We start from the raw sequence: 25978 nt of genomic DNA, 5'->3' as shown, positions 1-25978 counted from the left end.
AGAAGCCGTCCCGGGCTGAGTTTCACCGGCCGTTCAGAAACGCGACGATCCCCTGTGTGACGGCTGCGGCGTACTTCGCCCGCCCGTCCGCGCTTTCCATCAGCGCCGCTTCGTCCGGATTCCTCATGTTGCCGAGTTCGATGAGCACCGCCGGGTACTGGGCCAGGTTCAGGCCGGCCAGGTCTGCGCGCCCGTAGAGACCATCCGCCCCGACATAGGTGGATGGGTGAAAACCCGCTTGCACCAGGGCATCTCGCATCGTATGTGCCAGTTGCACGGCCGGGCCCGCCTGGACGTCGTTGAGCGGTGGGGCCGAGTAGTTGACGTGAAATCCGCTGCCGGACGCCGGACCACCGTCGGCGTGAATGCTCACGATCGCATTGGGATGCATCGCATTCGCCTGTGCGGCGCGTTGGTCGACGCAAGGCCCAACGGAGCTGTCGTTGTCGCGAGACAGCGCGGTATTCACGCCCATTTGCCGCAGCGAGTCATTGATCAGGCCGACCACGGCCCAATTGAACGCATGCTCCGGATAGCCGCCGTTCGTCGCGGCGCCCGACGTTTGGCACGCTTTGGTGCCGCCCCGGCCATTTGGAACTTGCTCATTTATCGAGGCGTCATTCACGGCGTTGTGGCCCGCGTCGAGGAAGACCGATGAGCCGGCGAGCCCGGCGGACGCCCGCGGGGCAACAAGCGTTGTCACACCGAGCAATGCAGGGGCCACACCGGCAAGTTTCAAGACGTCGCGTCTAGAAACAGATTTCACCCGGGCGAACCCTCGATGCGCAGGATCGCTCACCGCGCGATGGTAACAATCCCGCGCTATCCTCGAGATCAAGCCGATTGATTGGTAAAGGCACGACGTCGGGACCGGCCAGCAGTCCTTCGGTATTGACCGGGGATATCGCGCCAAATAAGACCACTGCCACACTTCTGCGTGTCGCTTTTGTGGTCATTGGCAACGGTGGTCAACTGGTCGTGGAACTCAGATGTTTGGGATGGGCACCGATGGGAATTTATTTCGGCATGATCGCCGGTCACATCACTCGATTCGTCAAACCCACCGCGATAGCAGCCGTGGGCCTTGGCACCAGTTTCCTTGTCTCCCCTACTCCGTCGGCTTTGGCCGAGCCGTGTCCGGACGCCCAAGTGGTGTTCGCGCGCGGCACCGGCGAGCCCGAAGGTATCGGTCCGACCGGGCAGGCCTTCGTCGATAACTTGCGTGGGCGCGAAGGTGGCAAGTCCGTCGACGTCTATGCCGTCAACTACCCCGCCAGCAATGAGTGGCAGACCGGGCTCGACGGCATTCGGGACGCCGGCACGCACGTCGTGTCGATGGCGAACAGCTGCCCCAAGACCAAGATGGTGCTCAGCGGCTTTTCCCAGGGCGCGGCCGTGATGGGCTTCGTCACCTCGGCGTCGGTGCCCGATGGCGTCGATCCGGCGACCGTGCCCAAGCCACTGGCGCCCGAAATCGCCGACCACGTCGCCGCGGTGGTGCTCTTCGGCACGCCCAACGTGCGGGCCATGAACTTCCTGGGCCAACCGCCGCTGGTCATCGGACCGAGCTACGCGGGCAAGACCCTCAAGGTCTGCGCCACGGACGACCCGGTGTGTTCGGACGGCATGAACTTCGCCGCCCACGACACCTACGCCGACGGCGGAGCGTATATCGACAAGGGTGCGGCGTTCGCCGCCAGTCGACTCGACGCGACCCCCACCGGACCGGCCGTCGTTGTGCACGCGCCCACCGGCGGCGGCTTCGGCGACTGACCGGATTTACATACTAAAAAGTATGTAAACGTGACACTGCCGCGGGCCATGTCGTGCTCGACTGTGACGTGAGCCGGGAGTTGGCCGGGTCGTTGGCGAATGGCGCCGAGATCTCGCCAATCGCGATGGTCTGATTACTTCACTTCGAATCCGCCAGCATCAGGTCCAGGAAGCGCTCGTGTCGAGCCAGCTTCTGCGCTTGGCCGGGCGAGGCGGTGAGGTGTAGTAGTCCGATGCCCGCCGCGAAGGTCAGCTCCGCGCGCAGTTTGGCGTCCTCATGGCTGAATCCGCACTCGCCGTAGGCCTTTGTGACGGCGCGAAGCAGGCGGCGATCCGCGTCGCGAATGTTCGCGGCGGCGGTTTGATCGGTGCGGGCCCACTCCCGCATCGCGCGTTCGAGCATCCAGTGTTGCGGCCTGACCAAGGAAATCATCATGGCGGACAAGCGTTCCCGGGGCGGAAGCGTGTCGATCTCGGCCAGGATTTGCCGATCCTCCTCGCGGAACGCGTTCCACGAGTCGACAAGTGCGCCGCGGTAGCCGTCCATGTCCTCGAAGTGCCAGTAGAAGCTGCCGCGGGTGGCGCCGACTTGTTGGCAGAGGCGTTCGATCTTGAGGGCGCGCGCCCCCTCCTCGGCGAGCAAGGTGTAGCCGGCCTGCAGCCAGTCGTCGGCTGACAGGCGCGTCGAGCGCTTACGCGCGGCCACGTCGTCCAACGTTACGGGCAATAAGGTCCGCATCGTTAGACTTGTGGAAAATTAGTCCCGCCCGTCAATTGGCAGCGGCGGCAGCCGCGCGGTGTCGTCGAGGTCGACGTCGAGCGCATTGAGCATCAGCGCCAGGCCCGCGTATCTGCTGATAATCATCAGTACTTCGACGGTGGCCTCCGGCCCCAGTGCCGTCTGCACCTGATCGAAGAGCGGGGCCTGGACGGCGCGCGTGCTGACAAGTTCGGTGGTCAGCTGCAAGACCGCGAGTTCGGTTCCCTCGAAATAGCCTGTCTCCCAATCGGACGCGGTGGTGACGACGGTGATCTCGTCGGCGGTGACGCCACCTTCGAGCGCGACGTCTCGGTGCTGGCCGAGTTCGTAGGCGCTGTCCATCAGATAGGCGGTGCGCAGCGTTACCAATTCGCGCAGCCGCCGCGGCACCACCGGACTCGTCAGGCCACCACGGCCGGCCATCATCCAGCCGGTGTACACGTTCTCGGCGTTCGCCATCGTTCGATAGACGTTGAGATTGCCGCGCTCCAAGGTCAATTCGCGAGCTTGCTCGTTCATGTCCTCTGGCCGACGATACGGGATCCGCGTCATTCGACTTCGCCTTCGCGAACCGGGGCGTCGATCTCCAGATCGACCGCGTTGAGCACCAGCGCCAGCCCGTAGTAGCAGCCGACGAGCGTGAGCAATTCCGTCAGCGCCGCGTCGCCGAAGACGGCCTGGGCCGCGGCGAAGGACTCGTCGCGAAGATGGTGGGTGGTGCACAACTCGGTGACGACGTCGAGTGCCGCGCGTTCGTCGACGCTGAAGCCGGCGTCGTCGAGGTCGCCGTTGGCCAGTGCCTCGAGCTGGTGTTCGGTCAGCCCGGCGGCGCGGCCCAGCGGGAGGTGCTGCGCAAGTTCGTAGGCGCAGCCCTGCAGGTTGGCCACGCGTAGGACGATCACTTCGCGCATCCGCGCGCTGAAGGTCGGGCTGGCGTACAGCTCGTCCATCTGTTGTGTCCACCCGGGAAATACGTTGGGCGCGTTGGCGAGTAGCCGGAAGACGTTGAGGTTGCCGCGACGGGCGGCCCACTCGCGGATGGGCTGCGGCTGCTGGTCAAGGTCGGCGAGCGCGATTCGTGTCATCGTTTCACTGTGCCGCGAGCGTGAACGTCCAGTCCAGCGTGACGAAGGGTTCGTCGACTGTCGTTCCGTCCGGCGCGATCCCGGGTTCGTGGCCCACGAAATCGGCTTTCAGGGACTCCTGCGCCGAGAACACGGCATCGCAATCGATGTAGGGGTCGTCCTTGAGGAACAGCTGCGTGATCAGTGGTTGGTAGCCGTCGGCGTGGAACCAGAAGTGCACATGTTGGGGTCGCATCACGGATCGGTTGGCCGCACGCAGGATTTCCCCGCACGGGCCGTCGGTGGGCACCGGGTAGTAGCGCGGCGTGATCGAGCGATACCAGAACTTGCCGTTGTGATCCGTGGTCAGCAGCGCGCGCATGGCGAATTCGCCGTGCAGTGGTTCGGTCATTTGCACGTCATAGAAGCCGGTGCCATCGCTGTGCCAGGTGTCCACCTGCGCGCCGGCGATCGGCCTGCCCTGTTCGTCGACGACCCGGCCGGTCATGAACATCGGTGTTCCCGCAACACCATTGGCGATGTCGGCGCCATTGGGTGCGGTCGGACGACCTTTGACAAAGAACGGGCCGAGCAGCGCCGAGTCGGTGGACGATCCGCCGGTCTGCTCGTTGATCTTGTCCAGCAGCATCGACAGGCCGAGGATGTCGGAGAGCAGCACCACCTCCTGGCGGGTGGGGCTGGAGATTTTGCCGAGCCGTTCGATGAAGTCCATCGCGGTGAACCACTCGTCTCCGGTCAGCCGCACCTCGCGGGCGAAGTCGTGTAGGTGCTGCACCAGGCTCCGGAAGAGTTGGCGGAAACGTTCGTCGGTGGACGTGTCGAAGGTCTTCAACACTTCGTCGGTGATGGTGTGTTCGGTCAGATCGGTTGCCATTGTGGTTGCCTCTCTTAAGGTTTGATCACGACGCGGCCCGGAATGTGGCTGGCGACCGCGTTATAGGCTGCTGTGCTGTCGTCGAGGTCGTGGCGGGCGACGATGGGTCGGGGCCGAAACTCGCCGGATTCGAAGTAGGGCAACATCTTCCGCAGTAGCTGCGCGCAGTCAACGACGCTGAGTTTGCCGCTGTCGACGCCCAGGATGCGGGTTTCGTTGCGGTACAACGCCCTTATGTCGATCTCGACCTTTGGCGAGCCCACGGCGCTGATGATGACCAGCCGGCCGCGCCGGGCGAGCGAAGCCAGCGCGGCCTGTGTGGTGACCCCGCCGACCGCGTCGTACACGACTTGGACGCCATTGCCTTGGGTGATGCGTCGGATCTCCGCGGCGGCGTCATCATCGAGGACGACGAATTCGTCGATGACTGTGGCGGCGGGGGTTTCCGGGTCGGGTTTGCGTCGGCCCACGCCGATCACCCGGGCGCCGAGCGCGTGTGCGATCTGCGCGACGGCGCCGCCCACTCCCCCGGAGACTCCGAAGATGGCGATCGTTTCGCCTTTAGCGAGTCGTGCCGTCTCGACCGCGCCGGCCCACGCGGTGACGAAGTTGACGCCGACGGTGGCGGCCTCCTCGAAGCTCAGCCGCTCGGGCTTGCGCGCCAGCGCTTCGACGGGCACCTTGATGAGCTCGGCGTGTGAGCCGTCGCGGGTGAAGCCGACGTCGCCGCCGGTGCCCCACACTTCGGCACCTTCCCATCCGGGTGGGCCACCGACGACCACCCCGGCGAAGTCGCGTCCGGGGGTGCGCGGCAGCACCGTCCAGTCCATCAGTCCGGCAACGTTTTTCACATCGGAAGGGTTGACTGAGGCGGCCTCGACGCGGATGACCGCTTCCCGCGCCGTTGCCGTCGGCTCGGGCAGATCCGCAATGTGCAGGACGGAGGGGTCACCGAACGTGTCGAAACGCAAGGCCCGCATTCTTGTGTCCTCCTGAGAGCTGATGGTCACTTTAGCTGTCGAATTGTCCGCGGTCCCGGGCCCGTCCGGTGCGAGTTCGGCCGGGAATGGGTCCCTTGCCGTGAACGCTGCGCGGCTCACGATTTTGCCGGACGTCGGGTGGGGGCATTTACTTCATCGCGCGACGCGGGGCGTCGGTGCGGGTCCCAGTGCGGGTGCGTTGGGGGTGCCCGCTGCTCGACGGCAACGTGGTCGCATTCGAGCACGCCGGCTCTAGCGAACGCGGGTGCCAGACAAGGCTGTCAACGTTGAATTTCACGATGCAGTTGCTGCGCGTATCGCGAACGAATTTCTTGATGCCCCAACCCGTTTGAGCGTTGATCCGGTGCTGGTCATGACCGGCGGTGAGCTACCTAGTTGGTTGTTGGTGGTGGTTGCGGCTGGAAGGGTTGATACCACCACCACTGGGCGCGTTCGCCGGTGGGACCGGGACACGGCGAGACATCGGGCAGGGGACGGTTGGGCGGGCGCGCGAGCGATCCTGCGCGCAGCGGTCGGCCGGAGCTGTCGGTGATGATGAGATCGTCTGCGGTTCCGTTGATGGTGATAACGCCCCGATGGTGCAACCGATGGTGATACGGGCACACCAAGACCAGGTTGGCCAACTCGGTGGGGCCGCCGTCTTCCCAGTGGCGGATGTGGTGTGCGTGTAGACCGCGGGTGGCGCCACACCCGGGAACCGCGCACGTGGGATGGCGGTGCTCGAGCGCACGCCGAAGCCGCCGGTTGACCACCCGGGTCGCTCGCCCGGCGCCGATGACCTCGCCGTTCCGTTCGAACCAGACTTCACCGTTGGCATCACAGGTCAGGTAGCGGCGTTCGGCGTCGGTGAGTAACGGACCCAAATGCAGCGCCGCGGCGCGCTGCTCCACATCGAGGTGCACCACCACAGTGGTGTGCTGCCCGTGTGGCCGGCGGGCCGCCTCGGCGTCCCAACCCGTCTCGACCAGGCGCATAAACGCCTCGACAGTGCCCGGCAACGGCGGCACCTGATCGCAGCCGCGGTCACCATTGTCGTGGTCGTGCTTCCACTCGGCCAACAGCGCATCACGATGAGACGCCAGTGCCGCGTCGAATTTCGCCGCGTCCAGGTGCGGAAGTTTGATCCGCCAACACGTGAACTCCTCGTCGGAGGTCTGGGTGATCGAGGCCTGCGGGCTTTGCCGGGCAGAATCGGGTTCGGGTCGCGGTTCCAGCTTGACCGCGGTGCGCAACTGGCTGACCGTCGCCACCGCGGCCAGCTCCGCATAGTGCTCATCGGATCCCTCGCCCGCCCGCGCCGCGATCACCCCGACCTGATCCAGCGACAGTCGCCCCTCCTTCATGCCCTGTGCGCAGCGGGGAAACTCCGCCAGCTTGTGCGCGACGGTGGCGATCGTGTGGGCGTTTGCCGATGATGAGCCGGTCTTCCAGGCCATCAGCGCCGCCACCGACCGCGCGCCGGTGACGCCGCACAGCTCGTTGCGATCTATATCGGCGGCGATCTCCACGATGCGCCCGTCGATGGCGTTGCGCTGACCGGTCAACTCCGCCAACTCGTCGAACAACACCTCAAGCCGCTCATCGGGACGCGATACAACGGCGCTAGACGATGCGGTCCGAGACATGACCCCATCATCGCAGCAGGGTACGACAGAACTCGGCCGCCGATCCGCGCCGGGAAGTGGCCGTCATCAACTGCCAACAGCAGGTCATACCGCTCAGCCCGCCGCTGACGTGGACGCTGCATCTGGCTTCCACTGAGTCCCAAACCGGCGCCGTCAACGCGCTCGTGGACACGATCGCGCCATACGTCGACAACTAAATTCATTGCACCGCAAGCGATCTGCGCCGGGTACCGTCGTCGAAGTCGGCGCCGAGCGCGGCGTAGGCGCCCGCGTACTTATTTGTCAGTCGGGCACGGTCGGACTCGGTCAGGGTCGCCATGCGTTCGGGGTCGGTGTTGTCGGCCAGATCCGCGAGCTTCACTTCCCGGGCGGTCGGGTGCTCGCTGATGCGCTGGTAGTAACTGGCCGACGGCTGGTCGCTGCGGCGGGTGAGCAGCTCGATCGCGTCGATTGCCGCCTGCGGAATGCCGCGATCGCTCAGTTCCGCCGCGTCGATGTCGGTGTCCTCGATGACGTCGTGCAGCAAGGCCGCAACCACGGCCTCGGTGTTGGTCGGATCGACGTAGGACGCCACCCGGCGGACGTGTCCCACGTAGGGCATGCCGGCCTTGTCGACCTGGCCCGCATGCGCCTCGGCCGCAATTGCGTCTGCCACAGCAATGGGGTCCAACGCGTCCGTCCTTTCACTCGCCGGGGTGGACGCCTTCCGACTTCAGGATGTCGACAACATCAATCGCCGGTAGATCATCTTCGGCGCGATCGACATTAATTGCGATGGAGTCGACTTCGCCGCCCTTTTCGTACAAGAAGCGCTCGCGGTACGCCCAATAGGCAGCATCGGCAATCGCGTTGACCGCCTTCCAGTTCAGGGCTGCGCCGATACCGACTCCGATGACGGGCACCAGCTGACCGAGCTTTTTGGTCGCCAGCGACTCGGCGAAGTTCACGGCGAACTTCTGAACCACTTTGGCGAATGTCTGTTGGTCGAGTTCCTGCCAGGCCTTGTCGCGAGCAAGGCTCTCGGTCAAGGTTGCAAGCTGTTGGTAGGCAGCGGCTTTCGCCGCTACCGAGCCTGCCAATCCCAACCCGATCACTTGCATCATGAATATCTCTTCGGCGGGTTCACGCGGGTCGTAGCCGTAATAGAGCGCATGCTGAGCCACCACTCCTGTGCACGCGGTCAACAACGCTGCGGCATCGACACCCATCGCCGTCGCGACCGCGCCCAATCCGGGAACGGCCGCGGCTCCAGCAGTTGCCGCCGCCCCCGCGGCTGTCACCGCCTCGCCGCCGCTGATGACGAGGCCGGCTGCTGCACCTTCTGCGGCTGCCGATAGTGAGTAGGCGTGATGCAGGAGCGTGAAGGACGCCACGTCGTCGATGGTCTTCAGGTCGAGCTTCCCGATGTCGTCGAGGTTTTGTACTGCGTGCCCCTTTTTCGCGTACGCACTGACGACGCGAGTATCCGACGTCGTGAGTTGACTGGTCCTACTCATAACCTTGCCGACACCCTCGGCCGTTGCGTCCACCACGGACACGACGGGTTCGGTCACCGTTTTGACTCCTGGCGCCTTCACCAGCTTGTTGACCAGCCCGGGACCAATGCCTCTGACATCGAACGGCAGGAGTCGGCGTGACTTACGACCGAGGACACGCTCCTTATGCGCGGTGACCTTCGCGAGCTGTTCCTGCTCGTATTCGGATAGCGCCACCCGCTGCTCCTGACGTGATCGTCCTTAGCAACATCACAGCACAGCCGGGAGGAGTCAGCAGGCCGGTGCCAATCCTGATCCTCCTTCGGGATACATCCCGCCCTCGGGCTTTGGACTTGCGTCAAGTGCCACTGGCTGCGCGCGTAACTGCGAGGTGAGCAGGACTTACTTCGACCGACCGGTGCCGCCGTGCCATGAGCCGGACCCTTGCTTGTGTTGGGAGTGGCTGTATGTGCCATCCCCGTCGGGAAGATTGCTCCGTGTGTGGTCCGGAGATGGTACGCAATTCCCATCGACGTTGACGTAGCCGCCGCACGACGGGAGCGGGCGCAATGGCGAAAGAGGGGCCACGACTATGGGCTTGGCGCTCGCGATAGGCGGCGCACAGGTAAGGGCTCCCATCAATATTGCAGCCCCGACGAGTACCGAACGAACCATATGCGTCATCCCCCGAGTCTCCCGACGGTTCTCTGCCGCCGATGCCGGTATCACCTCGGGAGGGTCACTCGACGGGCGTCATCGAGTTGCCGTTTTCATACCCAGCCACCGAAGGCGCGCAGAAATCGCGTCATAGCAGCGGGATGAAATTTGCTGCTTGAACCTGCGGCGTAGCGTGGCCCGCGCTCGCACCAGACACTGTTGCGTGACCACGAGCTGGCGTGGCGCGCAAACGAGCATCACATGCCGTCGACTGTCACGCTCGTATGCCAGTATGAGCGGCTCCCAAGCTGCAGAATGGCGGAGTGGTCGCGGCAGTCAGCGAAGATACCGTGCGTGCCCTTGCCATCGAATGGGTTCACCAGCGTTCCCTCGGTGGTACGGTGCCGATCAGTCGTGATGCGCTGGCCAACGACTTCCATATCGGCGACACCCGATTTCCGCTCATTGACCGGGGGCGTGGGATTCGTAAGCCTTCGGGTTGGTCGACGGCGTTGTCCATTCTGACGGTTTTTCCCAAGGGAGGCGTACGCCCCTATGAAGACTCGACGGGAACGGACGGCTTGCACCGGTATAAGCTCCGGCGTGATCAACTGGGAACTACCGAGAACGAAAGTTTGAGAAATGCGGTCCGCCTCGGAGCTCCACTCATTTGGTTCGTTGGAGTCGCACCCGGCCAATTCAACGTAGTCGCTCCCGTCTTTTTGTTAGCGGAGGAGCAGAGCGAAGCACAATTCGTTATGGCGTTGACGGCCGAGCAATTGGGAGTCGATGTGGACTCGCCGATGGAATCGGCATTGCGTCGCTACCTTTTGGCCGAGACGAAGCGTCGACTTCACCAGCCCGTCTTTGCGAGCCAAGTCATGCTGGCCTACGAAAGTAGGTGCGCGGTTTGCAACCTGCATCATCGCGAGCTCCTCGACGCTGCGCATATAGTTCCCGATAGCGTCGCCGGTCCAATGGGCGAGCCCGTCATAGCAAATGGCTTGGCTTTGTGCAAAATTCACCACGCGGCCTACGACAACAACATTCTTGCTATCCGGCCAGACCTCGTCGTCGAGATCCGCGATCGACTCCTCGATGAGATCGATGGCCCGATGCTGAGACATGGGTTGCAGCACCATCATGGACGCAGGCTGATGAAACTCCCAGCAAAGCGAACCGAGCGGCCGGACCCCAGGCGGTTGGCTTTCCGCTATCGGCAGTTCACAGTCGCGTGAAAGCGTTTAGCCGCGTATCAGCAGGTGATTGGGGGCTCGAGAGCGGGCGCGTTTGAGCAGCCGTCTCGCACTACGGCTTCGGCGGTAGCGCCGCCAGCCATCCATCCGTGACCAACTCGATGATCTGCCCATCGGGGTCGCGGATGATGCCCATCATTTCCGACACCGCCTCCTCGACCACAGATCCCCCGAACTGCGGAACCTTCGCCAACACGGCTCCCAGATCGGACACCGACAGCGAAATGTGGGTCAGCCCAACCTCATCCATGACGCGCGTCGGCCCGGCGTGCACCTGCCGCTTGGAGTAATCGATCAACTCCAGCACAAAGCCATCGCGCACCAGATACGTCGCCTTCACGCCGAGCGGCTCGGGAAGCTGCACCACCTGCGCCGTCATGTTGTCCGGCGGTTCGAGCTCCCACCAGTACTGGAAACCGAGCACTTCCTCGTAAAACCGGCGCGACCGCTCGGTATCCGCGACGCATAAGCCCACGTGATTGAAGGTCGTTCGGTAGCTAGTCATTGCTCCTACTTCAGTCGCCCGGCCCAAAAGCGTAATAATGCAAAGATAGCCAGGAAGGCAACCCATTGACTCACCGCCCCGGCGTCGCAGCAGACGCGATAGTCGACTTCGACCATCACTCCGACGAGTTCAACCTCAACCAGGACACCGTCAACGCCGATCTCAGGCAAAAGTGTCCGGTCGCGTGGAACACGAAATACGACGGCTTCTGGTATCTGAGCAGCTACGACGCCGTGAGCACGACGGCAAGGGACGGCGACACCTTCGCCCACAAGTACGAACCGAACTCGGAAGACGGCGTCGATTACCAAGGCGAAATGGGCGTCCCGCGCCCCGAGGGTCAGCCGGCGCTCGGTATCGGTGAAATAGACGGCCCCTATCACCTGGCCCTTCGGCACGCACTCGCCCCGTTCTTCTCCCCCGGCGCCGTCGAAAAGATGAAGCCGTTCATGGAGGAAAAAGCCCACCAGTTCCTCGACAAGCACATCGAAAACGGCGAGATGGATCTGGTGCTCGACTACGCCAGCCCGGTGCCGGCCATCCTCACGATGAAGTTGATGGGCCTGCCGCTCGACAACTGGCACATCTACGCCAGCATGTTCCACAACGTCATGGCGGTCCCGCAAGACAGCCCCGAATACGCCGAAGCCATCGGCAAAGTCCCGGCCATGATGGAAGAAGTCCTGCAGCACGCCGCGCAACGACGCGCCGATAAACGAGAAGACTTGACCAGCTTCCTGATTCAATTCGAGTTCGACGGGCAGCACCTCACCGACGAACAGCTGCTCAACATCCTCTGGAACCTGATCGCCGGCGGTGTCGACACCACCACCTCGCAAACCGCGCTCACGCTCAAACACCTCGGCACGCACCCGGAACTCAGACAACAACTGATAAACCACCCCGAGCTCTACCGCACCGCCACCGACGAATTCCTGCGCTACTTCACCGTCAACCGCTCGCTGAGCCGCACGGTCACCAAAGACGTCGAGCTCAACGGCCAACAGCTGAAGAAGAACGATCGGCTCATCATCAGCTGGGTCTCGGCGAACCACGACGAAAAAGAATTCGACAATCCCGACGACGTCATCCTGGACCGAAGCCCTAACCGCCACTTAGCCTTTGGGCTCGGACCCCACAGATGCATTGGCTCGCACCTGGCGCGACTGATGTCCGAGGTGATGGTCAAGGCGGTCCTCGACCGCATCCCCGACTACCGGGTCGACTCCCAAAACGCCCATCAATATTTGGGCAACCCGAGCATGACGGGCCTGAGCAAGCTGCCGGTTACGTTCACGCCCGGAACCAGGCGCGGCTAAGCGACGCTCAGGGTCCTTCGCCGCCTTTGTGCTTCTTCGGCCGCTTCGGCGGTGGCGGCGGCGGTTCCTCGAGGCTGCTGCTCGGTGTGGTGGTGGTGAGGCTGGTGGTCGTCGGTGGCGGCGTGGGCGTCGTTGTGTTGACCGGCGCCGGCGGCGTCGACGCGAACGGCGGGTCGATCATGAGCAAGATGAACCCCAGCACGAACAAGGCGATAATCGCCGCGATCCACAGTTTGCGTCGCGACGGGCCGGGGCCCGCGGGGGTGTAGCCCGTCAGCGCGGGCAGCGGCGCCTGCATGACCCGAGTGGGCACCCGCACGGGAGACGGCAGGGGAAACACGCCGGTCAGCGCGGCTCGCATCGCGTTGGCATGCTCGAATCGCCATGCCGGGTCGCGCGCCATCGCCCGTTCGACCGTGGCGGCAAGGTTCGGTGGCACATCCGGGCGCAGCGCGGCAATCGGCGGCGGCGACTCGTGCAGAATCGCGTGGGCCAACGGACCGAGGTCCTCCTGCGGAAACGGCCGCCGGGCGGTCATCGCCTCATACCCCACCACGCCGAGCGCATACAGGTCGTCGGCCACCGTGGCCGGCTTGGCGGCCAGCCGGTCGGGGCTCAAATAGGCCATGCTGCCGATGATTTCGCCGGCCCGCGTGTAAGCAGCGCCGGATGTCTTGGCGATGCCGAAATCGGCGAGCTTGGGTTCGCCGGCGGCGGTGAACAAGATGTTGCCCGGCTTGACGTCGCGGTGCAGAATGCCGATGTTGTGCGCCTCGGCAAGCGCGTCGAGAACCCCGTCGAGGACGGCATGGACGAACGGCACCGGCAGCGGCCCCCGCGCGATGTGGTCGGCCAGCGACATTCCCGGCAGCCGCTCCATCACGATGAACGGCAACCCGTCGTGCTCCCCCACGTCGTGGACCACCACGACGTGCCGACCGGTCAGCTGCGCGGCCGCCCGCGCCTCCATCTCGAACCGGGGACGGCTGTCCGGCCGAGCATTTGCCCCGGGATAGAGCAGCTTGACCGCGACGGGGCGGCTCAATTTCATATCCCATCCGTCGCGCACCTCGGCCATCGCGCCGCGACCAAGCAGACCGCGCAGTTCGTAGCGACCGCCGACGACAACCGCGCCCGTGGAAGTGGGCACCCCGTCAGTGTCCTGGGCGCGGTGACGCTGAGTACCGTCGAGCTTCAGGTCGATCCCGCCGTTCGGTTCCGCAATTGATGGCAGTCTCCTGGTTTAACCCGAGATCCCGAAACTGAAACGTCGCGCCACCCCGCGCGGCCTCCTTGACCAGCGGTCAAAGCAGGTCCACTGTCGGAGACATGGACGACCCCGTCACGACGCTGGACGACCTCAAGAACGACCTGGCGGGCCGGCACAAATGGACACCGAGCAGCGGCGCTTCCGTCGACTCCGCGATCGTCGACGCCGACATGGCGGCCCTCGATCGCGACGGCTATGTCATCTGGGAGAACCTGCTCAGCGCCGACGAATGCCGGCAAATCCGCGATACCGTCACACCGTGGCTGGAGCACACCGGGCGCAACGCCTTCGAAGGACGACGCACCCAGCGCATCTACAGCGTGCTGAGCCGGACCCGCCAGTGCGACCGGCTGGTCGAGCATCCGCGCGTGCTGGCGGTGCTCGATCGGCTGCTGATGCCCAACTATCTGCTTTCGGCGTTGCAGGCCATCAACATTCAGCCCGGCGAGTCCGCGCAGCTGCCTCACCATGACGACGGGTTCTACCCGATTTCCCGGCCGCGAGACCCATTGGCCGCCGCGACCATCTGGGCGATCGACGACTTCACCGCCGACAATGGCTCGACCGTGGTCTTCCCCGGCAGCCATCGTTGGCCCGCCCGCCCGCCCGGGCCCGACGACACTTCAATGCCCGTCGTCATGCCCGCCGGCTCCTGCGTCTTCTTCGTCGGAACGCTCTGGCACGGCGGCGGCGCCAACACCACCGACCAGTCACGGCTTGCCGTCACCGCCCAGTACTGCCAACCCTGGCTGCGGACGATGGAGGCCTTCACACTGTCGGTGCCGCAGGACGTCGCGCGACGGCTCTCCGCCGACATCCAACGCATGATCGGCTACAGCATCCATCCGCCGTTCGTCGGCGCGGTCGACGGCCTGCACCCCTTGCGACTGCTAGAAAATCCGCAATGAGCGACATCGCGAACCGCCTCGCCGAAATCGTCGGAACCCACAACCTCCTCGAAGGCGACGCCATCCCCGACGACTATTGGCACGACGAGGAGCTGAATCATCCGCCGCAGCGTCCGGCGTACGTTGCCAAACCGGCCACCGCCGAAGAGGTGGCCCAGCTGCTGAAAGTGGCTACGGAGCACCAGGTTCCGGTGACGGCTCGCGGATCCGGGACCGGCTTGTCGGGTGCGGCGATGCCGAGCAAAGACGGGCTGGTCATCTCGTTCGAACGCATGAATAACGTCCTCGAGGTCGACACCACCAATCAGGTCGCCGTCGTCCAACCCGGCGTGACGCTCACCGAGCTCGACGCCGCCACCGCAGCAGCAGGCCTGCGCTACATGGTCCAGCCCGGCGAGCTGTCGTCCAGCGTCGGCGGCAACGTCGGGACCAACGCCGGCGGCATGCGCGCGGTCAAATACGGGATCGCCCGCCACAACGTGCTGGGGCTGCAGGCGGTGCTGCCGACCGGCGAGATCATCCGCACCGGCGGCAAGATCGCCAAGGTGTCCACCGGCTACGACCTGACCCAACTCATCGTCGGCTCCGAAGGCACGCTCGCGTTGGCCACCGAGGTGATCGTCAAGCTGCATCCGCGCCTTGACCACAGCGCCACCGTGCTCGCGCCGTTCGCCGATTTCGACCAGGTCATGGAGGCGGTGCCGCAGGTCATCGCCAGCGGCCTGGGGCCCTACATCCTTGAATACATCGACAATCTGACGATGGCCGCGCTCGTGCACACGCAGAACCTCGAACTCGGTATCCCGGACAAGATCCGCGACAGCTGTCAGGCGTATCTCGTTGTGGGACTTGAGAACCGGACCGCGGACCGACTCGACGAGGATGTCGAGCGGGCCGGTGAGCTGCTCGCCGAGCTGGGCGCCGTCGATGCCTATGTGCTGGAAGGCGGTTCGGCACGCAAGCTGATCGAGGCGCGCGAGAACGCGTTCTGGACATTGAAGGCGATCGGCGCCGACGACCTGATCGATACCGTCGTGCCGCGCGGGGCCATGCCGAAGTTCCTCGAGGCCGTGCGCGGCCTGGCGACGGCGGCCGGCGGCGGTGCGGCGGGCTGTGGTCACGCCGGCGACGGCAACGTGCACCTGGCGATCTTCTGCAAAGACCCCGACACGCGCAAGCAGCTGCTAACCGACATCTTCGCTCTCGCAATGGAATTGGGCGGAGCGATCTCCGGCGAGCACGGCCTGGGCCGCGCCAAGGCTCCCTACTGGCGCGAGCTCGAAGACCCGGTCAAAGTCGACCTGCTGCATCGGATCAAGGAGTCCTTCGATCCGGCCGGCATCCTCAACCCCGATGTCGTCTTTGCCGCAGAACACAAGTGACGCCGCATCACTGATTTCGACTGCATTCCCGAATCGCAATCATCCGAGTAGTTCTGGTATAACCGGCAACCCACCTCGTAACGACCCGAAGACTTTTCAGCGAAATTGTTAAAAGGGCCACAATAGAGAGCACGGACGCCCTTGCTGTGGCTTATCCTGCTTCGGACAACCGCATACGACAGGGCAGGAGAAATGTTCTCACTGACACGACGCCGAACTGCGCTCGCTCTGTTGGCGACTGTCGGTCTGCTCGTGTACGGCGTGTTGTTGTTCACCAGAAGTGGCCCTTCGGATCGAGCGCTCACCGGTCCGGTCGGACTCTGGATTCTGAGCGTGTTTTCGAACGGCTGCGCAGTGGTCGCCGCCCGGTCCTCTCGAGGGCGCCAACGGCTCGCGTGGACGGTGCTGAGCATCGGCTTGTCCGCCTGGACAGCCGGCCAGGCGGTCTGGTGGTACGTCGCCCTCGGCGGAATTCCACCGATGATGGGCATCTCGGCGGCCAACCTGGGCTTCGTCGTGTTGCCCCTCGGCGCGCTGGCCACCGCCGTCACGATTCCCAGCCGCGACGACTCTCGATTCGGAATCGGCCTGCTGCTCGACGGCATCCTCGTCGCCGCGTCGTTGTTGATCGTGCTGTCCATTCTGGTGCTGGGGCACTTCGGCCGACCCGAACAAATCGTCACCATGCCCTTGATGTTGTTGGCCGCCGCCACCGCGGTGTATGTCGGGCTTTTCGTGATGTCGACCGTGACCGTGCGGAAAGCCGAACCGGGCCGCAAACTCTCCCCGACATTTATGACCCTGGGCTGGGCGGCCATTGCGACGGCCGGAATCATCCACGTCTGGGATAATCATCCCGACCGTGTCCCCAATAACTGGGTCATTTTTGGATGGGCCGCCGGTATCTACTTTGTCGCGCTGTCGGCAATTGCGTCTCGACCCGGCCCCGAGCTCGACCTCGGCTTCTCTCAGACATTATCGAGAACGTCGCTGTGGCTGCCATATGGGCCCGTGCTGTTGGCGATTGCCGTCGGAGCTGTGCACTTTTGGCCCAGTAGCCAGGCCGAAGCGGTCATCTTTTCGGTCTGCGTGGTGCTATTCCTAACCACGGTCGCCCGCCACTTGTTATTGCTCGACCGCAAACAACATCTGGCCGCCGCACTGTCCGAAGTGGCCCTGCGGGACCCGCTGACGGGGTTAGCCAATCAGCGACTATTCGACGATCGGCTCGCGCACGCGGCCCGGCTGCACATTTACTCTGGCGTCCCGGTCAGCGTAATTGCGCTCAATATCAGTGATTTCAAGATGGTGAATGACACGCTCGGGTATGCGGTCGGCGACGAGCTACTGCGCAGTGTCGGTGAGCGGCTCCACGTCAACGTGCGGCCCGCCGACACGGTCGCGCGGATGAACGGGGACGACTTCGCCATCCTGGTCGAAGACCGCTCCGAGGTCGCCGCACAGGTCGCCAGAAAACTCGTCTATGCCTTCGCGGAGCCTCTCGAACTCGAGAATCATCGGCTGCACATACACCTCAACATCGGCCTGGCCTCGTCTGGATCCGAACCTGGCTCGGCCCTGATCCCGGGCGAGCTTCTCGACCAGGCCAGCGCGGCCCGCAGCTGGGCCCAACATGCCAGCTCGACCGATGTGCAGACTTTCACTCCCGGCATGGCGGCCCAGCTCGGCAGACACCCGACACACGACGACAGCATGGCCCGTCTGCAACTGCTGGGCGAGTTGCGACGGGCCATCGACGATCGCCTGCTGACGCTGCTGTACCAGCCGAAATTCGACATGACGACCGGATCCGTCTGTGGCGCCGAAGCATTGGTGCGATGGGAGCATCCCGAACTCGGCACGCTGGAGCCCGGCGAGTTCTTACCGTTGGTCCGCGACCACGGGCTCATGGACGCTGTGACGGATCTGGTGCTGTCACGGGCGGTCGCCGACGCGTCGGATTGGTACGCGGCCGGCGCGGCCATCCCCGTCGCGATCAACCTGTGGGCACCCTCGCTGGACGAAGACGCGCTGCCCGACCGCATCATGTCGGTGCTCGAGGCGCGCGGCATGTCCGCCAGTTCGCTCACCGTCGAGATCACCGAGGACCTGTTGGTGGCCGACCTCGCGAAGGCCCGCGCGGTACTCAATCGCTTGCGCGAGTCCGGCATCCGGGTGGCGATCGACGACTTCGGCAGCGGTTACGCCTCACTCACCTACCTGCGCGAACTGCCCATCGACGATGTCAAACTCGACCGCCTCTTCATCGCGCCGATCCTGCACGACGAACGCGCCGCCACGATTGCCCGGTCGGTGATCGAGTTGACGACGAAATTCGGCATCGCGACGATCGCCGAAGGTGTCGGAGACGCGGAAACAGCCCTGCGGCTTAAGGAATACGGTTGCGACGCGGTGCAGGGCAACTTCTTCTGTCCCCCGGTGCCCGCCACCGAGATTCCGCGTGTTCCTCAGAACGCCACGCTCGCGGCGCAGTAATCACGCCAAGGCATAGGGTTGCGCCGTGCACATTGACGTGATGACGGTTCCGCAACCGTTGACTCAGATCGGCGGCGTGGCCCAGCGCGCTCAGGCCGCGGGCTTCTCCGGCATGCTGTTCACCGAGACCGGCCGCACCGCCTACCTCAACGCCGCGGTGGCGTCGCAGGCCGCTCCCGGACTCCAGCTGTCCACCGGTGTCGCGGTGGCCTTCCCGCGCAGCCCATTCGTCACCGCCGCCGCGGCGTGGGAGCTACAGGAGGCGACCGGCGGCAACTTCCGGCTGGGTCTGGGCACCCAGGTGCGCACGCATGTCGTGCGCCGCTACGGCGTTGCCTTCGAACGCCCCGGCCCGCGGCTGCGCGACTACGTGCTGGCAGTCAAGGCGTGCTTCGCGGCATTCCGCACCGGCAAGCTCGATCACCATGGCGAGTTCTACGACCTCGACTTCATCACGCCGCAGTGGAGCGCGGGCCCGATCGACGAGCCCGATCCGAAAGTCGATGTGGCGGCGGTCAATCCGTGGATGCTGCGGATGGCCGGCGAAGTGGCCGACGGGGTACACGTCCATCCGCTCGGCGAGCTCGGCTACCTCAAACGTCATGTGCTGCCGAACATCACCGCCGGCGCGGAGAAGGCCGGGCGCTCACCGTCGGACATCGCGATCATCATCCCGGCCATGACGATCGTCGGCGACAGCGACGAGGACCGCGACTCGCAACGCGAGACGGTGCGCACCAGCATGGCCTTCTATGGCAGCACCCCCAACTACGCGTTCATCTGGGACGAGGCCGGGTTCGAGGGCACCACGGCCCGCATCCGCGAGAAGCAGAAGGCCGGCGATTTCGCGGGCATGGCGGCCCAGATCAGCGACGAGCACATCGCGGCGTTCGCCACCGAGTCGACGTGGGATGGCCTGGCCGACGCGCTGACCCAGAAGTACGGCGGAATCGCCACGCGCGTAGCCCTTTACAACGCCCTGGGCGATCACGACCGTTTCGAGCGCTATGGAGAGATCGCGCGCCAGCTGCGTCAGTAGTCACATACCGAAGTGCGTGTGACGCACCGCCGCCACCGCCTCCGCCGGGCCGCTCACGTCGACGTGCGCAACCGCTTGACGCCCAAAGACGTAGAGCAGGAGCTCCCCCGGCTCTCCGGTGAGCAGAGCCGCGGGATCTCCTGCTACCGCCGTCACCCGCTCGTTGGTTCCGGCCCACCGGATTTCGAGCCCAACGCCCTCAAGACGTCTACTCAGAAAGCGACCACCCCGGCGGACATTTCGCCACAGTGCGGCATCCATCGGGGGCGTGAGGTTCCGAGCGCCTTGCCCATTCGCTCGGCGCAGGTCCTCGTGATGAACGAAGAACTCATTGAGATTCGCCATCGCGCGAACCCATCCGATGCGGAAGAACCCGACGGGCGGCCCGGACCGGATTCGAGAGATGAGCCACGAGAAGTCCTCGCGGCGAGCCAATCCCGCTCTGCGCCGCTCGGCGAACCGGCCAAACGGCCCGGGTAACACGAGGCAAGGCCCGGCAAGCAGATCACGTTCGCGCAACACGAGATGGGCGGCGAGATCGCGGGCGGTCCAGCCTTCGAGAAGCGTCGGGACCGACGGGCCGAGCTCGTCGAACAGATCGCAAAGCTCTAGGCGCTCTTGCGTGTCCAGCCAAACGTCGGCCATCGCGGTATTTCAGCCCGAAGATCCACTGGTGAGCCGGTCGACGTCGATGACTTCACCGCGATCGATGCTGACCCAATCGCGACCGTCGAGGTACGGACGCATACTCTTCCCGATCAGCTCGACGTCGGCGGCCGACTTGGGCCGTTGCAGCTCGTAGACGTGCGGCAGCTCGGCCATCCCGGTCACGACGTCCCACAGTTTCAGCGCCGCGGGGCCGGTCGGCGGATCTACCAATACCGGGCCGAACAGGCACTGTTCGTCGATGAACAGCGTCGGGACACCGTAGCCACCCGCATTTAGCACTCGCTGATGCTCGGCGCGAACCTCGTCGTGGGTGGTCGGGTCGTCAAGTGCCGCATCGAGATTCGCGTCGTCGACGCCGATGTCGCTCAACAACTTTCGCGCCACCGCGGGCTCGTGCGGCCTGCCGCCGAGGGTGTGCAATTCGCGGCCGATCGCCGCGTACCACCGGTCGAGCAACGCCATGTCGGTTCGACGCAGCAGCGCGCCGATCCGCATCAACGACCAGCCGTAGGACCAGTCGCGCTCCCAGGGATGCTTCTTGCCGTCGACCCGGTTGATCTCTTCCAGGCTGAAGAACCGCCAATTGACGGCGATGCCCAGTTGTTCACGCACATCGCGGATCCACAACGACGTCTGGAAGGCGAAGGGGCACATCGGGTCGAAGTGGAAATCCACGACGGTGTTCATCTATTGACCCTACGACTTGGGACGCACTCCCGCGGCGCGATACACGAATACCGGGTCAACCGGGAACCGCAGTGAGGTGGTCGGCAGCCGATCCAGCACCTCGTCGGGCACGTGCCGCTTGTAATGCAGTTTCATCGACCCGCTGAAGGCGCGATCCACACCACGCAGATCGATGTCGATCAGCAGTCCCTTCTTGGTGATCGTCGCCGCGGCCGGACCCTTGTTGGTGTCCCAGGGACAGTCGATGGACCGCAGATTGGCGTCCCCACGCGTCGGGAAGGTGGCGACGATCCGCGCGGCGCTGAACGCGAACGCACCCCTGTAGCGCGAGACACCCGAGGACGAAAAGACGCCCGGGACATGCCCACTGAAGTGCCGCACGACGCCGACCCGACCGGCCAGGAAGATAAGCCCCTCGGCCTCGAGCTCGTCGTGCAGCTCGGCAGGCAGATTGGTCAATTGCGACCACTTGCGGAGGAAGCCAAGCACAGCCAGACGGTAGCTGAGGCGCGGCTCGTCCGCAGTGGTTTACTGCACAGTCACGACCGCGGTGTACTGGCACACCGGCGCGGTGTTCTTGCCCACGAAGCTTGAGTAATAGGTGGAAATCGTCGTCGTCCCCGGCTTCAGCGCCGTGAACATCCACACCTCGGTGCCGGGCGCGCCCATCGCGTCGCTGCTCGGCTGCATGTACTGGTGACTGGTTTGCTCGATGATCGAACCGTCGGCGATCTTCGTGTCAACCTGCCACCGGAACGGGGTGCTGTAATTCGCGCCCAACTGCAGTTTGAGTGTGTTGCCCACCGCCAGGGTCACGTTCTGGGTGATGCTGTTCTGCTTCAGCACCTGTTCCATCGGAACCACAAGCGACTTGGCCGTCGGCGGGTTTCTGCTCTCGAAGTGGCAACCCACCAACATCGACGAGACGAGAATCGCGACGGTCACGGAGAGCCTGATCTTCACGAAAGTCATCACCACCATTATGGCGGGGCGCGGAATGCGTCCTAGCCGAGGGATTGTGATGATCACCATGTTGGCAGCGCGACTTTCCCTTGCCGCAATCTTTGCCCGCGCCCAGGTAAGGCCGGCGTTTTTGGGCGCGCGTTTGCTGTGGGTCGGGTAGCTTCTGTGCATGTTCGGCATCATCCGGCCCTGCCGTCATCGACTCGGCAGTGAGCTCGCAGCAGCCTGGACCGCCCAACTGTGCGGACTGTGTCTGGCACTCCGCGACGACTACGGGCAGTCCGCGCGGATCGCCACCAATTACGACGGCCTCGTGGTGTCGTTGCTGGTCGAGGCGCAATCCCCCGAGCAGCCCACCCGCCGCAAGGCCGGGCCGTGCCCCGGGCGTGGCATGCGGCGCGCCGACGTGGCCACCGGCGACTGCGCACGACTGGCCGCCGTCGTGTCGCTGGCCCTGGCCGCGGCCCGGGTCCGCGATCACGTCGACGACCACGACGGCATGGTCGGTGCCGCCGGTGTGCGACCGGCCGCGCGCCGCATCGCCGAGCGCTGGGTGCGCCAGGGCACCGACACCGGCCACACCCTGGGCTTCGACACGGGCGTGCTGGTCGCGGCGATGGACCGCCAGGCCGATCTCGAGGCGGCGGCCGGGCCGGGCAGCTCGCTCTTAATCGTGACCGAGCCCACCGAAACCGCGGTCGCCGCAGCGTTCGCCCACACCGCGGTGTTGGCCGGCCGCACGGGCAACCAGGCACCGCTGCGCGAGATCGGTCAGCTGTTCGGACGAATCGCGCACCTGCTCGACGCGGTCGAGGATTACGACGACGACCTCGCCCGCGGTAAGTGGAACCCGTTGGCCGCCACCGAAACTCCGCTGGAGCAGGCCCGCGTCCTGTGCGACGACGCGGCGCTGGGCATCGAATTGGCCTTGGCCGAAGTCGAGTTCACCGACGGCCGCCTGGCCCAGCGGTTGCTGACCCGCGAGGTACGACGGGCGATCTCGCGCACCTTCAGCCGGTCCGGCCATCCCACCTGCGGCACCCCGCACGGCCAGCAGGAAGGCATCAACTTCGGCAACCAGCCCGTCGGTGCCGGCTATCCGACCGGCGAAAACCCCGAGGGCGAAACCCCTAACCCCGGGAACAAGCGCAAGGGCGGGCGCGGTGACGGCACCTGCATCTGCTGCTGCGATGGCTGCGAGTGCTGCTGCGACTGTGGAGACTGCTGCGACTGCTCGTAAGGCAGCTCGTCGAACCCGTTGCGCCATTACGTGTTTGTGACGTGTTTCGGCCCAAGTAACTAGACGCCGTCCCATACGGCAGGATGGGCACGTGTTTGGGCTCGAAGTCATCGTTGCGCTGGTGTCGGCCGTCATCGCCGGAACGGTGCTGGGCCGGCGCTATCGCGTGGGGCCGCCGGTGCTGCTCATTTTTCTGGGCACGCTGCTGGGCCTGATTCCCGCCTTCGCCCACATCCACATCAACGGCGAGATCGTCTTGCTGCTGTTCTTGCCGGCGATCCTGTATTGGGAGGGCCTGGGCACCAGCCTGCGCGAGGTCCGCGCCAACCTGCGGATCATCATCTTCCTGTCCGTCATCCTGGTGATCGTCACCGCGGTCGCCGTGTCGTGGACGGCACGCGCCCTCGGCATGGAATCCCACGCGGCCGCGGTCCTGGGCGCCGTGCTCTCCCCCACCGACGCCGCCGCCGTGGCCGGCCTGGCGAAAAAATTGCCGCGCCGGACGCTGACCGTGCTGCGCGCCGAGAGTCTCATCAACGACGGGACGGCGCTGGTGCTGTTCTTCGTGACCATCCACGTCGCGATCGGCGGGGCCGAAATCGGCCCGACCGATCTGGTCCTGCGCTTCGTCGGCTCCTACCTCGGCGGTATCGCCGCAGGATTACTGGTCGGCGGGTTGGTGACCCTGGCGCGCAAGCGAATCGACGCGCCGCAAGAAGAAGGTGCCATGAGCCTGCTGACGCCGTTCGCGGCGTTCTTGCTGGCCCAGGCGATTGACTGCAGCGGTGTGGTCGCGGTGCTGGTATCGGCCCTGGTGCTGGCCTACGCGGGGCCGGTGGTGATCCGGGCTCGTTCCCGCATGCTGTCCTACGGCTTCTGGGACATGGCGACGTTCCTGATCAACGGTTCGCTGTGGGTGTTCGTCGGAGTGCAGATCCCGGGCGCGGTGCGCGGCATCAACGGCGTCGACGGCGGCATCCGCCACGCTTTGTTCATCGCCTTCGCCGTCACCGCCGTCGTCATCCTGTCCCGGATTTTCTGGGGCGAATTCACCACGCTGCTGCTGCGTGTGATCGACCGCCGCGAGGCACAGCGGGCCCGTCGCGTCCCCTGGCGTCAGCGCTTCGTGACCGCGTGGGCCGGATTCCGCGGCGCGGTCTCGCTTGCCGCGGCGCTCGCCGTCCCGGCGACCACGCTGAGCGGGGCGCCGTTCCCCGACCGCAGCCTGCTCATCTTCGTCGTGGTCGTCGTCATCCTCACCACCGTGCTGGTCCAAGGCATCACGCTGCCCGCCGTCGTTCGGTGGGCGAACATGCCCGAAGACGTCGCCTACGCCCAGGAACTCCAATTGGCTCGCAGTGTCGGCGCCAAGGCCGCGCTGGACGCGCTGCCGGTGGTGGCGGGCGAACTCGGCGTCAGCCCGAAAATGCTGAGCCGCCTGCAAAAGGAATACGACGAGCACGCCGCGCTCGTGACGGAGTGCGAAGACGGCACGTCGACCGGGGACCTGGCCAAGCGCGACGACCTGGTTCGGCGGGTGCGTCTCGGGGTGCTCGAGCACAAACGCCGGGCCATCATCGGGCTACGCAATCAACGGGTCATCGACGACATGGTGTTGCGCGAGCTGCAGTCCGAGATGGACCTCGAAGAGGTGCAACTGCTCGACCCCGCCGACAACTGACAACGCGTCAGAGGGTGACCGTACAGTCGGCGACATGTTGCAGACGGTCGCGATCCGCGGGTATCGCTCGCTGCGCGAGGTCATCCTGCCGCTGGGGCGGCTGTCGCTCATTACCGGCGCCAACGGCGTCGGAAAGTCGTCGGTCTACCGCGCGCTGCGGCTGTTGGCGGACTGCGGCCGGGGCGAGGTCATCGGCTCACTGGCCCGCGAGGGCGGGTTGCAATCGGTGCTGTGGGCCGGGCCCGAGCAACTGAAGGGCGCGCGACGTTCCCAGAAGACACAAGGCACCGTACGCACTCGGCCTGTCTCGCTCGAAATGGGCTTCGCTGCAGATGATTTCGGCTATCTTGTCGACCTCGGCATCCCGCAGTCGGCCGGGCCGTCGGTCTTCGTCCGCGACCCCGAGATCAAGCGGGAAATAATATTCGCCGGGCCGGTGCTGCGGCCCAGCGCAACGCTGGTGAGCCGATCACGGGCTTTTGCCGAGGCCGTCAACGCCGACAACGGCTTTGACGAACTGAGCCGATCGTTGCCCCTGTACCGCAGCGTGCTTGCCGAGTACGCCAACCCGCACGCGCTTCCCGAACTCGCGGCGGTGCGGGAGCGACTGCGCGGGTGGCGGTTCTACGACGGGTTCCGCGTCGACGGCGGAGCGCAAGCCCGGCATCCGCAGGTGGGCACACGCACCCCGGTGCTGACCGACGACGGCAGCGACCTGGCCGCGGCGATCCAAACCATCCTCGAATCGGGATCCGACGAGTTAAGCCGGGTAATCGCAGACGCTTTCGACGGCGCCACGATCTCGGTCGCGATCCACGACGGGTTATTCGACCTTCAGCTGCGCCAGCGCGGCATGCTGCGTCCGTTGCGCGCGGCCGAATTATCCGATGGCACACTGCGATTCCTGCTGTGGGCCGCCGCGCTGTTGAGCCCGGAAGTGCCGTCGCTGATGGTGCTCAACGAGCCGGAGACCTCGCTGCATCCCGACCTGGTACGACCGCTTGCCTCGCTGATCCGCGCCGCGGCCGAGCAGACTCAGGTTGTGGTCGTGACGCACTCGCGGTCGTTGCTGCAGTTTCTCGACACGGTTCCGGTCGCCGACAGCGATGGCAGCGAAGCCGTCGAGATCGAGCTCTACAAGGACTGGGGTGAAACCCGAATCACCGGCCAGGACCTGCTCAGCACACCGCGCTGGGACTGGGGAAAACGCTGAATCCACTGTTGAGCGTGCGTCCAGGTCGGCGCCGCCCGGCGTGTCGCCGCCCTGGCCGCACAGTCAAAGTCGTGAGCGCGCAGCCAATCTCATTACCACC

26 protein-coding genes are annotated in these 25978 nt (G+C 65.1%); 10 read left to right on the top strand and 16 right to left on the bottom strand.

The window, feature by feature from the left end; genetic code table 11:
- Positions 1 to 22: 22 nt before the first annotated feature.
- Positions 23 to 799: an Rv3717 family N-acetylmuramoyl-L-alanine amidase gene (locus SKC41_RS21525; RefSeq protein WP_330979722.1), complete on the bottom strand. Its 777-nt coding sequence runs from the start codon at positions 797 to 799 to the stop codon at positions 23 to 25.
- A 209-nt stretch (positions 800 to 1008) separates the two neighbouring features.
- On the opposite strand from SKC41_RS21525, the gene SKC41_RS21520 reads away from it, so the two are divergent.
- On the top strand, positions 1009 to 1773 hold the full coding sequence (locus SKC41_RS21520; RefSeq protein WP_330979721.1) for a cutinase family protein: 765 nt from the start codon (positions 1009 to 1011) through the stop codon (positions 1771 to 1773).
- A gap of 139 nt (positions 1774 to 1912) precedes the next feature.
- On the opposite strand, the gene SKC41_RS21515 is transcribed toward SKC41_RS21520, so the two are convergent.
- From SKC41_RS21515 to SKC41_RS21475, 9 genes are all read right to left on the bottom strand, one after another.
- Complete coding sequence (locus SKC41_RS21515; protein WP_330979720.1) at positions 1913 to 2512, bottom strand: TetR/AcrR family transcriptional regulator; 600 nt, start codon at positions 2510 to 2512, stop codon at positions 1913 to 1915.
- 18 nt (positions 2513 to 2530) lie between these two features.
- Positions 2531 to 3085: a carboxymuconolactone decarboxylase family protein gene (locus SKC41_RS21510; protein ID WP_330979719.1), complete on the bottom strand. Its 555-nt coding sequence runs from the start codon at positions 3083 to 3085 to the stop codon at positions 2531 to 2533.
- The gene (locus tag SKC41_RS21505) at positions 3082 to 3618 is read right to left on the bottom strand and encodes a carboxymuconolactone decarboxylase family protein (RefSeq protein WP_330979718.1); all 537 of its coding nucleotides are present in this window, start codon (positions 3616 to 3618) and stop codon (positions 3082 to 3084) included. The genes SKC41_RS21510 and SKC41_RS21505 overlap by 4 nt, the downstream gene beginning before the upstream one ends.
- A 4-nt stretch (positions 3619 to 3622) precedes the next feature.
- A complete protein-coding gene (locus SKC41_RS21500; protein WP_330979717.1) occupies positions 3623 to 4492 on the bottom strand; it encodes a dioxygenase family protein in 870 nt (289 codons plus the stop codon).
- Positions 4493 to 4506: 14 nt separating this feature from the next.
- Positions 4507 to 5472, bottom strand: coding sequence for a quinone oxidoreductase family protein (locus tag SKC41_RS21495; RefSeq protein ID WP_330979716.1), 966 nt, complete (start codon positions 5470 to 5472; stop codon positions 4507 to 4509).
- A gap of 392 nt (positions 5473 to 5864) precedes the next feature.
- Positions 5865 to 7118, bottom strand: a complete 1254-nt coding sequence (locus tag SKC41_RS21490) for an HNH endonuclease signature motif containing protein (protein ID WP_330979715.1) — start codon at positions 7116 to 7118, stop codon at positions 5865 to 5867.
- A 199-nt stretch (positions 7119 to 7317) separates the two neighbouring features.
- Positions 7318 to 7773 carry an HD domain-containing protein gene (locus SKC41_RS21485; RefSeq protein ID WP_330979714.1) on the bottom strand — a complete coding sequence of 152 codons (456 nt, stop codon included), beginning with the start codon at positions 7771 to 7773 and terminating at the stop codon, positions 7318 to 7320.
- A gap of 28 nt (positions 7774 to 7801) precedes the next feature.
- Entirely contained in the window at positions 7802 to 8830 is a 1029-nt protein-coding gene (locus SKC41_RS21480; RefSeq protein WP_330979713.1) for an EcsC family protein, read from the bottom strand.
- A 165-nt stretch (positions 8831 to 8995) separates the two neighbouring features.
- Complete coding sequence (locus SKC41_RS21475; protein ID WP_330980071.1) at positions 8996 to 9232, bottom strand: DUF3761 domain-containing protein; 237 nt, start codon at positions 9230 to 9232, stop codon at positions 8996 to 8998.
- A gap of 341 nt (positions 9233 to 9573) precedes the next feature.
- Here SKC41_RS21475 and SKC41_RS21470 point away from each other — a divergent pair, with 341 nt between their 5' ends.
- A complete protein-coding gene (locus SKC41_RS21470; RefSeq protein WP_330979712.1) occupies positions 9574 to 10488 on the top strand; it encodes an HNH endonuclease in 915 nt (304 codons plus the stop codon).
- 70 nt (positions 10489 to 10558) lie between these two features.
- Here SKC41_RS21470 and SKC41_RS21465 read toward each other — a convergent pair whose 3' ends face one another.
- Complete coding sequence (locus SKC41_RS21465) at positions 10559 to 11011, bottom strand: VOC family protein (protein ID WP_330979711.1); 453 nt, start codon at positions 11009 to 11011, stop codon at positions 10559 to 10561.
- 65 nt (positions 11012 to 11076) lie between these two features.
- Here SKC41_RS21465 and SKC41_RS21460 point away from each other — a divergent pair, with 65 nt between their 5' ends.
- Positions 11077 to 12330 (top strand): cytochrome P450, encoded by a 1254-nt coding sequence (locus SKC41_RS21460; RefSeq protein ID WP_330979710.1) that lies wholly within the window; start codon positions 11077 to 11079, stop codon positions 12328 to 12330.
- 7 nt (positions 12331 to 12337) lie between these two features.
- Here SKC41_RS21460 and SKC41_RS21455 read toward each other — a convergent pair whose 3' ends face one another.
- Positions 12338 to 13480, bottom strand: a complete 1143-nt coding sequence (locus tag SKC41_RS21455) for a serine/threonine-protein kinase (RefSeq protein ID WP_330979709.1) — start codon at positions 13478 to 13480, stop codon at positions 12338 to 12340.
- 179 nt (positions 13481 to 13659) lie between these two features.
- Here SKC41_RS21455 and SKC41_RS21450 point away from each other — a divergent pair, with 179 nt between their 5' ends.
- From SKC41_RS21450 to SKC41_RS21435, 4 genes are all read left to right on the top strand, one after another.
- Positions 13660 to 14508: a phytanoyl-CoA dioxygenase family protein gene (locus SKC41_RS21450; RefSeq protein ID WP_330979708.1), complete on the top strand. Its 849-nt coding sequence runs from the start codon at positions 13660 to 13662 to the stop codon at positions 14506 to 14508.
- Positions 14505 to 15890 carry an FAD-binding oxidoreductase gene (locus SKC41_RS21445; protein WP_330979707.1) on the top strand — a complete coding sequence of 462 codons (1386 nt, stop codon included), beginning with the start codon at positions 14505 to 14507 and terminating at the stop codon, positions 15888 to 15890. Before SKC41_RS21450 ends, SKC41_RS21445 begins: the two co-directional genes overlap by 4 nt.
- 231 nt (positions 15891 to 16121) lie before the next feature.
- Positions 16122 to 18386: a putative bifunctional diguanylate cyclase/phosphodiesterase gene (locus tag SKC41_RS21440; protein WP_330979706.1), complete on the top strand. Its 2265-nt coding sequence runs from the start codon at positions 16122 to 16124 to the stop codon at positions 18384 to 18386.
- Between the two features lie 25 nt (positions 18387 to 18411).
- A complete protein-coding gene (locus tag SKC41_RS21435; RefSeq protein ID WP_330979705.1) occupies positions 18412 to 19425 on the top strand; it encodes a TIGR03617 family F420-dependent LLM class oxidoreductase in 1014 nt (337 codons plus the stop codon).
- On the opposite strand, the gene SKC41_RS21430 is transcribed toward SKC41_RS21435, so the two are convergent.
- Genes SKC41_RS21430 through SKC41_RS21415 form a run of 4 tightly spaced genes read right to left on the bottom strand, consistent with a single transcriptional unit; the run spans position 19426 to position 21744 of the window.
- Positions 19426 to 20070 carry a TIGR03085 family metal-binding protein gene (locus SKC41_RS21430; RefSeq protein WP_330979704.1) on the bottom strand — a complete coding sequence of 215 codons (645 nt, stop codon included), beginning with the start codon at positions 20068 to 20070 and terminating at the stop codon, positions 19426 to 19428.
- A 9-nt stretch (positions 20071 to 20079) separates the two neighbouring features.
- Complete coding sequence (locus SKC41_RS21425) at positions 20080 to 20781, bottom strand: mycothiol-dependent nitroreductase Rv2466c family protein (RefSeq protein WP_330979703.1); 702 nt, start codon at positions 20779 to 20781, stop codon at positions 20080 to 20082.
- A gap of 9 nt (positions 20782 to 20790) precedes the next feature.
- A complete protein-coding gene (locus tag SKC41_RS21420; protein WP_330979702.1) occupies positions 20791 to 21270 on the bottom strand; it encodes a hypothetical protein in 480 nt (159 codons plus the stop codon).
- Positions 21271 to 21309: 39 nt separating this feature from the next.
- Positions 21310 to 21744, bottom strand: coding sequence for a protease inhibitor I42 family protein (locus tag SKC41_RS21415; RefSeq protein WP_330980070.1), 435 nt, complete (start codon positions 21742 to 21744; stop codon positions 21310 to 21312).
- 169 nt (positions 21745 to 21913) lie between these two features.
- On the opposite strand from SKC41_RS21415, the gene SKC41_RS21410 reads away from it, so the two are divergent.
- The 3 genes from SKC41_RS21410 (at position 21914) to SKC41_RS21400 (ending at position 25878) form a co-directional block, all read left to right on the top strand.
- The gene (locus SKC41_RS21410; protein WP_330979701.1) at positions 21914 to 22984 is read left to right on the top strand and encodes a DUF5685 family protein; all 1071 of its coding nucleotides are present in this window, start codon (positions 21914 to 21916) and stop codon (positions 22982 to 22984) included.
- A gap of 91 nt (positions 22985 to 23075) precedes the next feature.
- Entirely contained in the window at positions 23076 to 24665 is a 1590-nt protein-coding gene (locus tag SKC41_RS21405) for a Na+/H+ antiporter (RefSeq protein WP_330979700.1), read from the top strand.
- 34 nt (positions 24666 to 24699) lie between these two features.
- Positions 24700 to 25878, top strand: coding sequence for an AAA family ATPase (locus SKC41_RS21400; RefSeq protein WP_330979699.1), 1179 nt, complete (start codon positions 24700 to 24702; stop codon positions 25876 to 25878).
- Positions 25879 to 25978 lie beyond the last annotated feature (100 nt).

The sequence above is a fragment of the Mycobacterium sp. 050128 genome, assembly GCF_036409155.1.
Taxonomy (GTDB): domain Bacteria; phylum Actinomycetota; class Actinomycetes; order Mycobacteriales; family Mycobacteriaceae; genus Mycobacterium.
The sequence above is the reverse complement of the archived record's forward strand: the minus strand, read 5'-3'. Positions and strand labels throughout refer to the sequence as shown.

What these genes read in the sequence shown, in the direction of transcription:
- SKC41_RS21520 (WP_330979721.1), top strand. Translation starts at nt 1,009, where the DNA reads ATGGGAATTTATTTCGGCATGATCGCCGGTCACATCACTCGATTCGTC.
- SKC41_RS21515 (WP_330979720.1), bottom strand. Translation starts at nt 2,512, where the DNA reads ATGCGGACCTTATTGCCCGTAACGTTGGACGACGTGGCCGCGCGTAAG.
- SKC41_RS21510 (WP_330979719.1), bottom strand. Translation starts at nt 3,085, where the DNA reads ATGACGCGGATCCCGTATCGTCGGCCAGAGGACATGAACGAGCAAGCT.
- SKC41_RS21505 (WP_330979718.1), bottom strand. Translation starts at nt 3,618, where the DNA reads ATGACACGAATCGCGCTCGCCGACCTTGACCAGCAGCCGCAGCCCATC.
- SKC41_RS21500 (WP_330979717.1), bottom strand. Translation starts at nt 4,492, where the DNA reads ATGGCAACCGATCTGACCGAACACACCATCACCGACGAAGTGTTGAAG.
- SKC41_RS21495 (WP_330979716.1), bottom strand. Translation starts at nt 5,472, where the DNA reads ATGCGGGCCTTGCGTTTCGACACGTTCGGTGACCCCTCCGTCCTGCAC.
- SKC41_RS21490 (WP_330979715.1), bottom strand. Translation starts at nt 7,118, where the DNA reads ATGTCTCGGACCGCATCGTCTAGCGCCGTTGTATCGCGTCCCGATGAG.
- SKC41_RS21475 (WP_330980071.1), bottom strand. Translation starts at nt 9,232, where the DNA reads ATGGGAGCCCTTACCTGTGCGCCGCCTATCGCGAGCGCCAAGCCCATA.
- SKC41_RS21465 (WP_330979711.1), bottom strand. Translation starts at nt 11,011, where the DNA reads ATGACTAGCTACCGAACGACCTTCAATCACGTGGGCTTATGCGTCGCG.
- SKC41_RS21450 (WP_330979708.1), top strand. Translation starts at nt 13,660, where the DNA reads ATGGACGACCCCGTCACGACGCTGGACGACCTCAAGAACGACCTGGCG.
- SKC41_RS21445 (WP_330979707.1), top strand. Translation starts at nt 14,505, where the DNA reads ATGAGCGACATCGCGAACCGCCTCGCCGAAATCGTCGGAACCCACAAC.
- SKC41_RS21430 (WP_330979704.1), bottom strand. Translation starts at nt 20,070, where the DNA reads ATGGCCGACGTTTGGCTGGACACGCAAGAGCGCCTAGAGCTTTGCGAT.
- SKC41_RS21425 (WP_330979703.1), bottom strand. Translation starts at nt 20,781, where the DNA reads ATGAACACCGTCGTGGATTTCCACTTCGACCCGATGTGCCCCTTCGCC.
- SKC41_RS21410 (WP_330979701.1), top strand. Translation starts at nt 21,914, where the DNA reads ATGTTCGGCATCATCCGGCCCTGCCGTCATCGACTCGGCAGTGAGCTC.
- SKC41_RS21400 (WP_330979699.1), top strand. Translation starts at nt 24,700, where the DNA reads ATGTTGCAGACGGTCGCGATCCGCGGGTATCGCTCGCTGCGCGAGGTC.